The sequence below is a fragment of the Paenibacillus sepulcri genome (assembly GCF_042647105.1).
Taxonomy (GTDB): Bacteria; Bacillota; Bacilli; order Paenibacillales; family Paenibacillaceae; genus Paenibacillus_Z; species Paenibacillus_Z sepulcri.
The window spans coordinates 1,298,027-1,311,020 of record NZ_JBHRUP010000001.1 but is presented as its reverse complement, the minus strand read 5'-3'; the positions used below and the strand labels follow the sequence as shown (position 1 = coordinate 1,311,020).

Genomic DNA, 12,994 nt, shown 5'->3' with positions numbered 1-12,994 from the left:
GTGAGTAATCACTCTTATTGAAAGAAATAAAAAAAGCACTGTCCGTTAGACAATGGCTTCTTTGTCGTCCTTATTTTCTTTCGTTTTCTCCTCGGTCACTTGATCCGGCTCATCGAACGGTACACGATCCTCTTCATAGTACATCTATTATTCACCTCCTTGCTTATGACTTTATTTATTGTAGACCGTCAACATCAGCGCTCTATTAAATCTGTGTATGAATCATGTAAATTTTTAGGGGCTATGATCCACCTTGAACCGTAACTTTGAGAGGGGTTTAGGAAAGATGCAGTGGATAACGAAATGGGCGTTTAACAACAAAGCGGCGATGAAGCTTGTCGTGCTTATGGCTCTTGCGATGGGGGTGGTGAGCTATTATCGGCTGCCGATGGAATTTCTGCCGGAGGCGGATAATCCCATGGTATCGATCGCGGCGATCGGGCCGGGTTACGACGCCAAATCGATGGAAACGCAGGTTACCGGAAAACTTGAGGATGCCTTGCAGTTCATCAAGGGAAAAAGCGGTATGACCTCCTCATCCGGAAACGGGTATTCAAAAATCGATTTGTCCTTTGATTCCAAGACGGATATGAAGGAAGCCAAAACCGAGGTAGAGCAGGCAGTTGCCGCCGTTCAGCTTCCGGAGCGGGTAGGCAAGCCGTTCGTGGTGCAGTTCAACACCTCGATGATCCCCATATCCTGGGTGACAATCGGCTTCGATGGCGCCATGACTGATGCCCGGCGGGATCAGAGCCATCGATTCCTCGAATGCGGCGAATGTTAATGTAACGCTGGAATATCCAAGCGAAACGCCGCATGATCAAGTCATTACGGCAGGCCGCAAGCTGGAAGCCTATATGAATGACCGCAGCGACATTGACTGGGTCATGATGTCCAACGGGAACAGCGCGGAGAATGCCCAATACGGCGATGTTTCCTCGCCGACGCTGGTCACTTATCTGGTCGATATGAAGGAAGGCGCGGATGCCGGGAAGCTGATTGAGGATCTCAAGAGCTTGCGGCCCGAGTATGAGGGAGCGGAAATGACCGCGGGTGCTTCCGACTTTATGAGCGGCGGCAGCTCCACGCAGATTCTGGTGGACATTACCGGCGAAGATCCGGCATTGATTGCCGAAGGGGCCGGGCAGGTTATGGCAGCGATTAAACCGGTCAAAGACGTCATTAAAGTCAAGTCCAATGAAGAAGAGAAGAAATCGGTTTATACCTTCAAGCTTGATCCGGCCAAAGCCAAAGGACAGGAGATCGCTTCGCAGCTTCAAGGGCTGCTCAACCCGATACCGCTCGGGACAGTAATGATCGAAAACCGTCAAACCAATGTGATCCTGCAGCCGGCGGTCGATCCAAAATCACAAACGGATTTGAGCAAGCTGACGATCATGACCGCTCAAGGACCTGCTGCGGTATCGTCGGTAGCGGAGCTGACGAAGAGCGAGCAGTCCAGCGTGTTCTACCATAAGGACGGCAAGCTGTACATCCGGGTGACGGCTGATGTTGAACCGGCTCAGCTGTCTGTCGTCGGTAAAACAATCACCGATAAGGTGAATGCGCTGAAAGCCCCGGATAACGTGAAGTTCACGGTCGGCGGCGCATCCGCGGATCAATCCGACGACTTCGTGGATCTGGGCATCATTATGATGATTGCCATCGGGATTGTTTATTTGATCATGGTCATAACGTTCAAAACCCTGCGTGCGCCGCTCGCCATCATGTGCTCGCTGCCTCTGGCGGCAATCGGAGCGGTCGTCGGGTTGCTGGTCGCCAATGTGACGCCGGATTTCACAGCCATGTTCGGAGTACTGATGCTGATCGGCATTGTCGTTACCAATGCCATCGTACTGATTGACCGCGTGAAGCAAAATGAAGAGCGGATGACCATTCGCGAAGCGCTTATCGAAGCGGCGGCTACGCGGATGCGCCCGATCATCATGACCGCAATCGCAACGATTTCCGCGATGCTGCCGCTCGTATTCGGCTCATCGGAGAGCGGAAGCATCGTCTCCCAGAGTCTCGCAATCGTGGTTATCGGCGGCTTGGCGGCTGCGACGCTGCTGACGCTCATCATTATTCCGTGCATTTATGAATTGTTTTTCTACCGCAAATCAAAGCGCCAGCGTGTTGGCGTAGAGGCCCCGCAGGCAGCATAATCAATACGTCTATAAAACGGGCACAAGCACGAACCCCCAAATCACAGCTAAAGGTGATTTGGGGGTTTTGTCATTGTTCTATGGCGACACGCTCAAGTTAAAGCGCCATTTTGTACAGCGGCAGGACGGTCTTGAAGGTCTCAATGGTTTTATCGATGAAGGCTTCGCCATCCCTCAGCAAAGGATCTTCACGATCGATGATAATGCCGCACAGCGCCTCGGATGCTTTAACCGTCCGCAGCCGCTCCAGCAGTTTGATCAGGCCGTCCCGTCCGAGCTCTCCCTGCTTGTCGCCTCCGGGAATCATATGATCGCCCGACCAGACATACTCGGCGGGAATATGCTTCATAATATCGTCGAGCTGCTTGAGCGCATGTTCCGCAAAAACCGATTTATTGTCGGATTCATAAATAATCGCAAACTGCACGAATATATGGGAGTTGAACAGGCCGATTTGAAAATGGGGATGGGCCTTGTAGCCGCGCTTGTTCGCTGCAAATGCGACCCATGTATCAATGGGCGGATTAATGGTTCGTCTGGCATGCTTGGCCACATGAGGGTAGATCGTCTCACCGCACAGCCCGCTTAATACGGGGGAGAGGCGTTCGCCGAGCTGATGGAGCTTGGGCCTGACATGCTCGATTAGCGCCTCCATGCGGGCTTCCAGTCCCGGAATTTCGAATACGTCAAAATCTTCGGCTGTAAAGCCGTCAAAGGTCATAATCTGCTGCTCTGTCACGATTCATCGTCCCTTTCTTTATGCTTCAAGTGCAACCGTAAGACGAGCCACGGCTTAACCTGCTGCCCCTACCACGTTACATCTTCAAGTAAAATATTGCAATCTGCGTGCGGTCGCGCAGCTCCAGCTTGCCGAGAATGACGGAAATATAGTTTTTGACGGTACCCTCGCTAAAAAACAATACCGCTGCTATTTCCTTGTTGGATTTCCCCTCCGCGATGAGTTGTACGACATGCTGCTCAGCTGGTGTCAGTCCCATGTCTGCGAGCTGCTTCTGGCGGAGAGCCTCCGCTTCTTCCGAAGCTTGCGAGGAGGGCAGCGATCCGGTGCCGACAAGACCGGCAAGCTTGCGGGCGATGTCGGGATGCACCAGCAGGGAGCCTTCATGAACGGTCTTGATGCTGGAAACGATCCGGCTTGGCGGCACATTTTTCAGCAGATACCCATTGGCGCCGCTTCGCAGCGCTTCAATAATATACTGATCATCATCGAAGGTAGTCAGGATAAGCACCGCGGGAGGAAGCGGCAGCGATTTCAGCTTGCGCGTTCCCTCCACACCGTCGCAGACGGGCATCCGGATGTCCATCAACACAACGTCAACGGGATGTTCGCCTGCATACTGGAAGGCAGCATGGCCATCCGGACAGGTACCGGCAACAGTGAGCTCAGGATCAAGATCGAGAATCACCTGCAGGCTCTCGCGAATAAACGGATCGTCATCGACGATCAACACTTTTATCAAGGATAATCCCTCCGTGTTGTTAGGGTTTGACGAACGGCGCCTGAGAGAGGGAGTATGGTCGTTATGGCAAAAGCAGGAGCTGTCGAGATGTCGAGGCGGCCGCCAAGCATCACGATACGCTCCTTCATACCCCGAAAACCAAGCCCCTGCGTGATCGGTTCCTCAGGCAGGATGCCGTCATTAACAACCGTCAATGCGATCTCATGCCGCCTGTAATCCAGATTGACATTCACGGTTCTCGCCGCGCCATGCCGCACAGCATTCGTTATGGCCTCCTGGGCGTTGCGGAACAGTACATATTCCATGCTGGGATACATCGGCTGCGGCTGACCCTCTACGGCAAAGGTCACGGTTATTCCCAGCTCTCTGCCCGCATCGGCGATTAGCTGATCCAGTGCGTATTGCCGTATATCCCGGGAATCGGCGGGAGACAGGCGGCGGACGGTGCGCCGCATCCGCTCCATGCTGTCTTCCATCTGATCGCGGACTTGCCCAAACAGCGTATACGCCCGTTCCGGCTGCTGTTCATATACTTGCAAGGCCGCCTCCATCATCATTTTCTGGCGGATCAGGCGATGTCCCAGATCATCGTGGATATCCGTAGCGATCCGGCTGCGTTCCTCGGCCTGCGCATATTGTCCGATTTGGGCGCCATATTCCTCCAGGCGTCTGCGCGCCTGCTCCAGCTCTTCGTGACTGCGGTTGAGCTCGTCATACAGCGATTCCACATACTGCCGCTTATCGGCCATCCGGCTGGCGGTATGGAGAACGGCAGCTATTGCAAACCACATTATCAAGGCCGTCCAGATAAGCTCGAGCGGCCGGTGCTGCATGCATATACCGAGCAGCGCCGCGCCAAGCACAACGGCAAAGGACATTGCCTGAGGCGAGCGGAATTTGACAAAAACAGCAATTAAGCTGGAGTACAGAAGCATGAACATAAGACCCTGAGTCTCGTAGGCAAGCAAGCTGAAGCCGATGAGCTCGGCAGCCATCATCCATTTAGCGGCCTCAGGGTAGAGCTCCCCGACTCTCAGCATCAAGAGGCCAAGCAGCACATATAGGGTGAACCAGCTCGGGGATTCGACCTGCACGGTCAACAAGGTTACGATTGCGGGAACAAAGAGCAACAAATATCTTAACCATTGCAGCAGCTGCGACATTCGACAAGCGCCTCCGGCATATTCAGTTCTTTCATTATAGCATAAGGCTTGTCACAATCAGGCCGGGCGAACGGAAGAAAATGACTTTCGTCATCTTGGTTTCATGACTTTATTGACCTGCGCCTTGAGCCAGCAGCCTCTACAATAAAGCCATGAGGAATAAAGGAGAGGGGATACACGATGAGCTTAGTCCATTTTAAGGAAGTCGTTAAGAAATATGATACGACGCTTTCTGTCAACCATTTGTCGCTTGCCATTCATGAAGGTGAAATCTTCGGGCTGCTTGGCCCCAACGGCGCCGGCAAAAGCACGTCGATCCATATGCTGTCGGGACTTCTGTCCGTTGATGGCGGTGATATTACGGTTGAAGGCTACTCTGTCCGCAAGGCCCCGCTGGAAGTCAAACGGCGGATCGGTCTTGTACCGCAGGATCTGGCGATCTACGATTCTCTGACAGCTGCCGAGAATGTAACCTTTTTTGCCAGATTGTACGGTCTGGGAGGCAAGCTGCTGCGGGAGAGGGTAGCCGAAGCTCTTGAGTTTGTCGGGCTTCAGGATAAGGCCAAAGCCAAGCCGGGCACATTCTCGGGCGGGATGAAGCGAAGACTCAATATCGCCTGCGCCATCATGCACCGTCCGAAGCTGATTATTATGGATGAGCCGACAGTGGGGATCGATCCCCAGTCCCGCAATCATATTCTGGAGTCGGTCCGCACCCTCAATAAACTGGGTTCTACCATTATTTATACGAGCCATTACATGGAAGAGGTCGAAGCCATCAGCACAAGAGTCGGCATTATGGACCGCGGCCGGCTTATCGTATCGGGAACAAAGGAAGAGCTGCGCAGGCAGATGGGCCAGGATGAACAGCTGATTCTGGAAGTGGACCGGATAACAGAGGAAGCCATGGCTGAAATCGCCCGGCATCCCCGCATCAAATCAGCCGAGGAAACCCAGCCGCGTACACTCCAGGTTGTGCTTGAGGAGTCCGCGACGGCGCTGCAGGATCTGCTGTTTATTTTGCATAAGCACGGGATTGGCCTGAGTAAACTGACCCGGATTGAGCCGGATCTGGAGACGCTGTTTCTGCAGCTCACAGGCCGTTCGCTTCGGGACCGCTCATAAGAAGGGAGGGAAGGAAATGAAAATCTGGTTCCATACCGCATACTACGGTTTCCTGCGTTATATCCGGAACAAATCCGTTGTCGTTATCATGCTTGTTTTGCCCTTGCTGCTTATTTTCCTGCTGGGAAGTGCTTTAAGCGGTGAAATGAAGCCTGTCAAAATTGTGATATACAATGCGGATAACGGTGAAATGAACGCCGCGCTGCAAACCTTTACCGGGGACCCGGCGCTCTCCGGATACGCCATCTTCGACTCTGCGGATACGGAAGAAGATCTCCTTAATCGGGTCAGGGGTGGCGGGGCCGATTACGGGATCGAGATTCCGGCCAATTTCTCCGAGCTTGTGCAGTCCGGAGGGAACGCGCAGTGGAAGAGCTACCCTGGGCCTGATGATTTGGAGAATCAGGTGGCAGAGTCCATTTTGAACCGTTATCTGGGCTCGATCCAAACCGCTCAAACCATTGGCATTGTTATGACTGGGTATGGCGGAGCTTCAGAGAATCATTCCGCCGCAGAATCTTTCCGTCACGATCAATCGGTTGTAACGGCCGGGCTGGTGGGAGGCGGAGGCTCTGAGTATGGTAAAGTATCAGCGATTCAATATTATGCGGGCACCTATCTGATCATGTTTTTGCTGTACTCCGGCATGTCCGCCGCCCTTTCTCTGCTGGATGAGAAAGAAAGCGGGACGCTTGGCCGCCTGTATTCGATGCCTCAACGCTGGGGGCTGATCCTTGCGGGAAGGTTGACTTCAATTATAATATTTGCGGCCATTCAATCGGCCATTATTATTTTGTTCTCCTGGCTGGTGTACGGTGTCGACTGGGGGGGGCCGGCTCGGTCAATTGGCGGTTGTCTGTCTGCTTACCTCGGCCTGCGCAGTCGGACTCAGTCTCATTATCGCTTCCATTGCAAAGACCAAGAGGGCGACCCAATCGATATTTTCAACTCTGGCGGTACTGATGACCTTCCTGAGCGGAGGAATGATTGCGGACCTGGGCGAGGGGATTAAGAGAATCGGCAGCTTCACGATTAATCATTGGGCTGTTGTCACCATAGGCCGGTTAATGGACGGCGAAGCGGGGATGCTCGTCTGGAAGGGTGTCGGGATTCTTGCGGCAATTGCCACAGTTCTGATGACGATTGCCTTATTACGAATGAAGAAAGTGGTGAGCTTGGATGCATAGTCTGATTATTGCCGGTTCAATGATTCGCAGAACGATCGGTCACCGCAAAGGCTTTATCTCTCTTGTATTGCTTCCGGCGGTAGTTCTTTCGGGAATTGTCGGTATCTTCGGGTCTTCTCATCAGGATAGCGAGCATGCAGTTGCGGTTTGGAATGCCGACACCGGTCCGCTTGGCGATGTTCTCGTTCAAGCTGCCCGCAGCTCATCTGCAGAAGGTGAACAATCGCTCAACGTGATCTCCGGCGAATGGAAGAGCGAAGATGAGCTTAACAATGCTGTCAAGGAGGGGAAAGCGGACCTGGGCATATACGTTCCCGCTGATTTTTCCTCGAAGCTTCAAGAAGGCGGACGGCCTCAGGTGAGGCTGCTGCGCAAAGAGGTCCAGCCATGGAATGCCGCCATAGAGCAGAAGCTGTCCGCAGAGGCAGCACAACTAGCAGCATTCACGCAAGCGGCCGCATTGGCCGGTGAAGGATCGAAAGCGCCGGTGCTGGAGCGCCTGCTCGGCGAACGGGACAATCATCATATCGGGATAGAACCGTTGAAATCCGCCGAAGGGAAGCACAGAGTGCCCTTCAATGTGCTTATTAATGGCATTATGCTCATGTTTATGATGCTCGCGATCAACCAATCCGTACAGGTCGTCATGGAGGACCGCGAGAAAAGAACGATGGCGCGCATGTTTGCAGCTCCTCTGCGCGGCTACGAAATCGCGCTCGGCAATTTCATCGGCAGCATGCTTGTCGGTACGATTCAGCTTGTTATCGTACTGGCAGCCAGCCGGTTTATAATCGGATACGATTACGGAATCGGATTCTTCCCTCATCTCATCATCCTGGAATGTTTTCTGCTTGCCACTGTAGGACTCGCGACCGCAGTCGCCGGTCTTGTGCGGAACACGGATCAGCTCTCGCAGCTAAACAATCTTGTCGTTACGCCAACCTGCATGCTGGGAGGATGCTTCTGGCCGATCAGCATAATGCCGGACTTCATGCAGAAGCTGGCCAATTTCATACCGCAGAAATGGGCGATGGAGGCGCTTAGCCGTATGGCGTTCGGCAGTACACTTACAGATACGCTGCTTCCGCTTGGCATTATGCTGCTGTTCGCAGCTGTGATGCTCGCTTTCGGCGCCTATATTCTGCAGCCCAGCCGGAGTGCTGCCTGAAAAGATCCCGAATTCCCGGAATAGCCATTATTTCACCGCTCCTCCCGGTTGCTTTCCCGCTGTGAATACGTTACATTCGAAACGTATTGTTGAAAAGGGAGAGATATGCGTTATGATGTGGCAGCAGATTTGGTTTGTGGTCAATATGTTATTTGTGGCTTTTTTGATCCTGCTTTTATTCAGTCACCGTTCCGTTACCCTGGCGCGCCAGGAGAAGGCCGAGCAGCGCATTCGCGGAGCTTTGCGCAACCGTTCCATATGGGCTGTATTAACGGTGCTGGCGTTTATCGGGATGGCCTTCAGCTTTGTAATGAACATGAAAGTGAATGGCTAGTTTGTGTCCAATTCTTGTCTGTTTACAATTCTCACGCAACTTTTACCTGACACGTAGCGTTAAACATGTCATGAAAGCTTGCTGGTGGCCTTTTGCTTGGGGTGAATCTGGCGAAGGGGCTGACATAATTCAGAGAATTGAAGGAGATAGAGAATGAAATCGTTTAAATCATTAAAATGGCTGCTTATTTTATCTTTCCTGATCATGCCGTTTGCGAACGTTTCCAATTCAACCGTGTCGGCTGCAGGAGAAATGTCTGATCAGCTCATTCTGCAAATGAACAGCAAGGTAATGGTCCATAATGGCGTCACCATGAATTCGGTGCAGCCGGTTACTTTGCAAAATGGTACAACATTCATCGCGCTGAGCTCCATCTCCGCGCTTTACGGTTACAAGGTCTCTTATAACGCGGCTACCAAAGAAGTTACGGCCGCTAACGATTACCATGATCTTATCTTCAAAATCGGCAGCACCATTGTCTATGGTGACGGCCTGCCTGTCAAGATTGCGATTGCACCCTATATCCTGAACGGTTCCCTGATGGTTCCGGTCCGGACATGGTCGAATCTGGCTGAGAGCACATTGGTCTTAAGCGGCAAGCAAATTACGCTTTCCTGGAATGTGCTCAAGCAGCCTACGGCGGATTTTGCCGTCGAGCCGGGCGAAATCATTGCCGGGGAGACGACAGTGAACTATATCGACAAATCTACCAACCCGAGCGGACAGCCCTACGTGCAGGACTATTACACCGGAAGAATGGATGTTTTCCCAACTGCCGGTTCCTACACCATTACAAGGCAGGTTCAGGATGTGAACGGCTTGTGGAGTGATCCGTACTCGGTCACGATTGAGGTTAAACCGCAGAATATGCCTCCGGTCGCAAACTTCACAACGGAGAAGCCGGAGTACCGGATCGGCGAGAAGGTTAATTATACGGACCTGAGCACAGATGATAACAATGATATCGTCCGTAGAACCTGGACCGGCAACAGTGAAGTGTTTTTCGAGGCGGGACCAAAGACAGTCACACTGGAAGTGGAAGACTCCAAAGGACTGACCAATTCCATCACGCAAACGATCAACGTCACGAGCGAAGTGCTTTATACGCAGGATGAATATAACAAGCTGTTCAAAAAAGTTGGCGATATGATTCCGATTGACGGCAGTTCGGTGCTGAATTTTCCTGCACTGCCTTACAAAATTCAAGATGAGGGATCCCAGTTTGTAAGAAGCAACAGTCCCGAAATTCTTCTGAATGAAGGTATTGCCTATGTATCGCAATTGACGGGGCAGGTTCGCTTCATGTTCCATAATGTGAACAGTATCGGACATCCAGTTAAGATCTATCTTGTGGCGACCAATAATAACAACTCATCGGTTAACGTAAATACAGGGTCGGTTGGTATTGGCGGGCCGGATCCGCATGTGGATCGGTCCGGGAAGATGGCGGTTCTGCGTTATATGAATTCATTGGTCGCCAACCCGGCGCCGACGACTACCACGATCAAGCCGGGTCAATCCGTTACTCTGCTTCCGGAAATATCCAAGGTTGCCTTGAAGCAAAGCGATGTCTTTACTGCTTACGCGGACTTGTATGCGGACAAAGAGCTGACCTACCGCGTAGTGGTCGTAGCTTCCGGCAAAGACCCGATTCAAGAGATGCCAAACCTGAGTATTATGGAGCGCAACGATGTTCATGTCCGCGGTACCTTCAACAAAGCAAACCGGGCTATTGAAATGTCCGATACATTGGGCGAGGTGCCGGAGCGCATTATGCTCGGCGACCGTACAATGGACTCCTATACGGATGGAATTGACGAGGTTACGGGACAACTCGAGCTCAATACCGGGAACTTCGGCGTTCTGTACAAAATGAGGCTGCAGCATGTGGCTCCTCATACCCTGATCGCGCTTAACCCCCGGGGCGGCATGTATACCGGCGCCTTCATTGTCAATGGTCAAGTGGTTCAGGCAACGAACACCGGCGCTCTAAGGGGCAACGGAGACGCAGCTGTGTTGTACCGAACAGGCGATTCCGCCGAATCGGTTGAAATTGTATTTACAATTGCGGCAGGAAGCAATCTGCCTATCGCCATGCTGTTTCTGCCACTGCCTGCCAAGCGCTTTTAGATAATTCGTATTAAATAGCTGCAAAAGAAGGAGGCGCCCCGAGATGGGCGCCTCTTTCTTTATAGTTAACAAGGCCTGCTCCCGCAAGCAGAATGAATCTGCAAGGGGAGCAGGCCTTGTTATTTCACGTATTCACTTGTATCAAGCTGAGTGATCAGTAAGGAAGCTCAATGGACACTTCGCGCTTCAACTCGGCAGAGCGGAGCACGCCGTCGATAATAGCCTGTTGAATCAGGATCTGTTCGCCGGGAATCGGGGCGGGCAGACCTTCGCGGACCGCATCGACGAAATCGCGTACTTTCTCGAAGAACAGCTCTTTGGAATGCTCGATCACCGGTACGGGAGTGGATGTCTGCTGACCCATGAAATCATGGAACATCGTCATGCTGCCAACCTTGCCGTCCCATACACCAGACCAGTTGCCGGTTCCGAAGGGCTCGACCTTCAGGCCGGCATCCGTCCCCAGAAACAGGGTCGAACCCAGCGAGTCCATATGCATCGCCCAGGAAATCTTGAACTGCAGCACCAGATCGTTCTCGAAGCGGACCATGGCAACGCCAAAATCCTCAACCTGGAAGCGGTCGGCCTCCTTATGGTACAGAGGATTGGTGCCGAAATGGTTGGATGTATAAGCGGATACCGTCAATGGGCGCGGATAGCCCATCGCATTCAGAGCCATATCCAGCGAATAACACCCGATATCGGCCATCGCCCCGGCTCCTGCCAGATCCTTGCGGATGAACGTTCCGCCTGGCATTCCTCTGCGGCGTCCGCCGCCGGTTTCCACATAATAGACTTTTCCAAGCTTTCCGGATTGCACAATATCCTGTACCAGCTTCATATTGGGGTCATAGCGCGGCTGGAAGCCGATGGTCAGCATGCTGCCGGATTCCCGCGCAGCCTGGACCATATCCACAGCTTCACTCAAGGTAACCGACATTGGTTTCTCCAGCAGCACCTGCTTGCCGGCGCGCAGGGCGTCCACAGTTGTCAGATGATGCGAGACGTTAGGTGTACAGATGCTGACGCCGTCCAGGTCCAATTCAAGCAGCTTGCGGTGGTCTTCAAAAGGCTGCGCATTCTCGAGGGAAAGCGAATCGATGAATTGCTGCGCTTTGCCTGGCACAACATCTGCAACCGCGACAATTTCCACATCGGGCAGCTTCTTGTATTGACTGACGTGGGCGTGAGCGATGCCGCCGCTGCCGATAATGCCGATTCGAACGGTTTTAATCATAAGTGGTTCCGATCTCCTTTGTTTTCCGGCCTCGACGCATCGACAGCCGCTTGATGGGTCCTGAACTGCTTGGGTGTCATTCCGAATCTTTTCTTGAACACATAGTAGAGATAATTGCCGCTGGCAAAGCCATGCTCCAAGGCAATTTGGTCGATAGGGCTTGCACCCTCCATAATTGCCGAACAGATCTGGTTAAGCCTGTAGTTTTCCAGATAAGCGCTGAACGATTCCGCGCCTTGCTCCCGAAAAATCCGCTGCAGCTGGCGGCCGCTGATGGGGATGCGTTCCGCGACCTCCTGCAGCGTAAGGGGGGAGGCGTAATTGTCATGAATAAACTGCGTGGCGATCTTGAACCGGTGCTCATTCATATTGCGGCTGGGCGGCTCGAAGGTCACCGTAGGTTCTGATGACAGGCGGGAAGCGCGCAGCAGGATCTGGATAACCGCCTGCTTGATGGTGGAGTATGCGCCGGGCTGCCCTTCATGCCAGGCTCTGTAGGCGGTCAGGAACCATGCCATGGCATTGTATTGATCGGTCAGGGGAGCCAGAGGCAGGGCGTCCAGAGCGTGAATGCACATCCGGGCCTCATGCCGCTCCCACCGTTCGCCCCACTGCGCATTTTCTCCGTCTTCAAGAGGCACGATGTCGATATGCAGGCACAGCTCATCCATCGCTTCTCTTTGGTCGGCCTCCTGCTGATGCATCACATTCGGACCTGTGAGATAGAATTGGCCTTCATGTACGGGAAAGGAGCCGTCTTCCAGAACAACTGTCCCTTTGCCGCGGGGTATGAAGTGAAATTCATATTCCGAATGCTTGTGGAACCGGATGATTTTGCCTGCCGGAAAGGAGGTCAAATGACAGCGATGGACGCGAAAGCCGTATCCGCCCCAGCGGAACTGAATATCCAGCCGGTCGATCGCATCCATTTTCTCGGCCATCAGCGCGTAAGCAAACGGCTTTGCCATTCCATCACCAGTCCTTTCCCTGAACTTCAAACGCGG

13 protein-coding genes are annotated in these 12,994 nt (G+C 52.9%); 8 read left to right on the top strand and 5 right to left on the bottom strand.

The window, feature by feature from the left end; translation table 11 throughout:
* Positions 1 to 286 precede the first annotated feature (286 nt).
* Positions 287 to 784 (top strand): efflux RND transporter permease subunit, encoded by a 498-nt coding sequence (locus ACFOLF_RS06070; RefSeq protein WP_379114551.1) that lies wholly within the window; start codon positions 287 to 289, stop codon positions 782 to 784.
* A complete protein-coding gene (locus tag ACFOLF_RS06065; protein ID WP_379114553.1) occupies positions 735 to 2,165 on the top strand; it encodes an efflux RND transporter permease subunit in 1,431 nt (476 codons plus the stop codon). The genes ACFOLF_RS06070 and ACFOLF_RS06065 overlap by 50 nt, the downstream gene beginning before the upstream one ends.
* A 97-nt stretch (positions 2,166 to 2,262) precedes the next feature.
* Here ACFOLF_RS06065 and ACFOLF_RS06060 read toward each other — a convergent pair whose 3' ends face one another.
* From ACFOLF_RS06060 to ACFOLF_RS06050, 3 genes are all read right to left on the bottom strand, one after another.
* Complete coding sequence (locus ACFOLF_RS06060; RefSeq protein ID WP_210042301.1) at positions 2,263 to 2,886, bottom strand: YktB family protein; 624 nt, start codon at positions 2,884 to 2,886, stop codon at positions 2,263 to 2,265.
* A gap of 94 nt (positions 2,887 to 2,980) precedes the next feature.
* Positions 2,981 to 3,646 (bottom strand): response regulator transcription factor, encoded by a 666-nt coding sequence (locus ACFOLF_RS06055; protein WP_210042063.1) that lies wholly within the window; start codon positions 3,644 to 3,646, stop codon positions 2,981 to 2,983.
* Positions 3,643 to 4,809, bottom strand: a complete 1,167-nt coding sequence (locus ACFOLF_RS06050) for a sensor histidine kinase (protein ID WP_210042062.1) — start codon at positions 4,807 to 4,809, stop codon at positions 3,643 to 3,645. Before ACFOLF_RS06050 ends, ACFOLF_RS06055 begins: the two co-directional genes overlap by 4 nt.
* 180 nt (positions 4,810 to 4,989) lie before the next feature.
* Here ACFOLF_RS06050 and ACFOLF_RS06045 point away from each other — a divergent pair, with 180 nt between their 5' ends.
* From ACFOLF_RS06045 to ACFOLF_RS06020, 6 genes are all read left to right on the top strand, one after another.
* On the top strand, positions 4,990 to 5,934 hold the full coding sequence (locus tag ACFOLF_RS06045) for an ABC transporter ATP-binding protein (RefSeq protein ID WP_210042060.1): 945 nt from the start codon (positions 4,990 to 4,992) through the stop codon (positions 5,932 to 5,934).
* Positions 5,935 to 5,950: 16 nt separating this feature from the next.
* On the top strand, positions 5,951 to 6,946 hold the full coding sequence (locus ACFOLF_RS06040) for an ABC transporter permease (RefSeq protein ID WP_379219413.1): 996 nt from the start codon (positions 5,951 to 5,953) through the stop codon (positions 6,944 to 6,946).
* A complete protein-coding gene (locus ACFOLF_RS06035; RefSeq protein ID WP_379219411.1) occupies positions 6,918 to 7,121 on the top strand; it encodes a hypothetical protein in 204 nt (67 codons plus the stop codon). Before ACFOLF_RS06040 ends, ACFOLF_RS06035 begins: the two co-directional genes overlap by 29 nt.
* Complete coding sequence (locus tag ACFOLF_RS06030) at positions 7,114 to 8,289, top strand: ABC transporter permease (protein ID WP_210042049.1); 1,176 nt, start codon at positions 7,114 to 7,116, stop codon at positions 8,287 to 8,289. Before ACFOLF_RS06035 ends, ACFOLF_RS06030 begins: the two co-directional genes overlap by 8 nt.
* A 112-nt stretch (positions 8,290 to 8,401) precedes the next feature.
* Positions 8,402 to 8,623: a hypothetical protein gene (locus ACFOLF_RS06025; protein WP_210042047.1), complete on the top strand. Its 222-nt coding sequence runs from the start codon at positions 8,402 to 8,404 to the stop codon at positions 8,621 to 8,623.
* Positions 8,624 to 8,776: 153 nt separating this feature from the next.
* The gene (locus tag ACFOLF_RS06020) at positions 8,777 to 10,753 is read left to right on the top strand and encodes a stalk domain-containing protein (RefSeq protein ID WP_210042045.1); all 1,977 of its coding nucleotides are present in this window, start codon (positions 8,777 to 8,779) and stop codon (positions 10,751 to 10,753) included.
* A gap of 154 nt (positions 10,754 to 10,907) precedes the next feature.
* On the opposite strand, the gene ACFOLF_RS06015 is transcribed toward ACFOLF_RS06020, so the two are convergent.
* Both ACFOLF_RS06015 and ACFOLF_RS06010 read right to left on the bottom strand, forming a co-directional pair.
* Positions 10,908 to 11,990, bottom strand: a complete 1,083-nt coding sequence (locus ACFOLF_RS06015) for a Gfo/Idh/MocA family protein (RefSeq protein ID WP_210042043.1) — start codon at positions 11,988 to 11,990, stop codon at positions 10,908 to 10,910.
* On the bottom strand, positions 11,987 to 12,958 hold the full coding sequence (locus tag ACFOLF_RS06010) for a helix-turn-helix domain-containing protein (protein WP_210042041.1): 972 nt from the start codon (positions 12,956 to 12,958) through the stop codon (positions 11,987 to 11,989). Before ACFOLF_RS06010 ends, ACFOLF_RS06015 begins: the two co-directional genes overlap by 4 nt.
* Positions 12,959 to 12,994 lie beyond the last annotated feature (36 nt).